At 69.2% G+C, this 1,699-nt stretch carries 1 protein-coding gene; it reads right to left on the bottom strand.

All coding sequences use genetic code 11. The annotated features are described in order from the left end of the window. Positions 1–83 precede the first annotated feature (83 nt). On the bottom strand, positions 84–1,699 hold a 1,616-nt coding region (argS, locus tag HUK84_RS17095; RefSeq protein WP_176641336.1), incomplete at its 5' end, for an arginine--tRNA ligase.

Genomic DNA, 1,699 nt, shown 5'->3' on the forward strand with positions numbered 1-1,699 from the left:
GTCGTCGTAATCGGCGCTCATGCGCTCGCGGGCGCGGCTCAGCCGCTCCGCATGGGGATCGCGATCCAGGGGATCGGTATCGTTCATCGCATTTCCTCGACCGGCTCGACCCCCAGCACCGCCAGGCCGGACCGGATGACCGTGGCCGTGGCCTCGACCAGCGCCAGCTTCGCCCGGGTCGCCGCCGGATCGTCCTCTTGCAGGAACCGCAATGTCGCATCATCGCGGCCGCGATTCCACAACGTATGAAAATCGCCCGCCAACTCACCGAGATAAAAGGCGATTCGATGCGGCTCATGCGCCAGCGCCGCGCCTTCGACCGTGCGCGGCCATTGCGCGATCCGCCGCAGCAGCGCCAGTTCGGCATCCGAATCCAGGCCGTCCAGGTCCGCCTCGGCCAGCGCGGCGGGGGTCACCTGCTGCGCGCCCAGCATCTCCTGCGCCGCCCGCAGCACCGAACGGCAACGCGCATGGGCGTACTGAACGTAGAAGACCGGGTTGTCGCGCGTCTGGGCGACGACCTGGTCCAGGTCGAACTCCATCTGGGCGTCGGCCTTGCGCGTCAGCATGGTAAAGCGCACCGCATCGCGCCCCACCTCGTCGATCAGGTCGCGCAGCGTGACGAAGGTCCCCGCGCGCTTGGACATCCGCACCGGCTGCCCCTCGCGGACGATCCGCACGATCTGGCACAGCAGCACGTCGAAATCGGGCGCGCGCCCGCCATCCGACAGGGCCTTCACCGCCGCCTTCATGCGGGTGACATAGCCGCCATGGTCGGCGCCCCAGACATCGATCAGCACGTCCGCGCCCCGGCGGACCTTGTCGTCGTGATAGCCGATATCATTGGCGAAATAGGTATTCGACCCGTCCGACTTGCGCAGCGGCCGGTCCACGTCGTCGCCGAACTCTGTCGCCCGGAACAGGGTCTGGGGCCGCGCCTCCCAATCCTCGGGCAGCTTGCCCTTCGGCGGCTCCAGAACGCCTTCATACAGCAGGCCCTGCGCGTCCAGCCGGGCGATGGCCCGGTCGGTCACCCCGTCGGCCAGGATCCGCGCCTCGCTGGTGAACACGTCGTGATGCACGCCCAGCGCATCCAGATCCTCGCGGATCAGGCGCATCATCTCGGCCACCACGAAGGATTTGACCGTGGGCAGCCAATGTTCCGGCGCGGCGGGCTGCCCGTCGGGCTCGGCCAGCCCCGTGCCGTGATGCTGCGCCAGCGCCGCGCCGACCGGCACCAGGTAATCGCCGCCATACTGAATGCCGCCGGGCACCAGGGCGGCGAATTCCTCCTGCGTCATGGTGGTGCCGATGGCCTGCAGGTACCGCCAATAGGCCGCCCAGGCCAGCGCGATCACCTGCGCCCCGGCATCGTTGATGTAATATTCCTTGGTCACCGCATAGCCGGCCTTGGCCAGCAGGTTGGCCAGCGCGTCGCCGACCACCGCGCCCCGGCAATGGCCGACATGCATCGGCCCGGTCGGGTTGGCCGAGACATATTCGACATTGACCCGCACCCCCTGCCCCAGCACCGCGTCGCCATAGGATTCGCCGGCCCGCAGCACGTCCCGCGCCACCGCGCGCAGCACGGCTTCATCCAGCGTCATATTGACGAATCCCGGCCCGGCCGGTTCGGCGTGGGCGATCCCCGGCACCGACGCCAGCGCCGCCGCCAGTTCCGCCGCGATCTCGGCCGGCC

Source organism: Nguyenibacter vanlangensis, from assembly GCF_013376155.1.
In the GTDB taxonomy this organism is placed as follows: domain Bacteria; phylum Pseudomonadota; class Alphaproteobacteria; order Acetobacterales; family Acetobacteraceae; genus Gluconacetobacter; species Gluconacetobacter vanlangensis.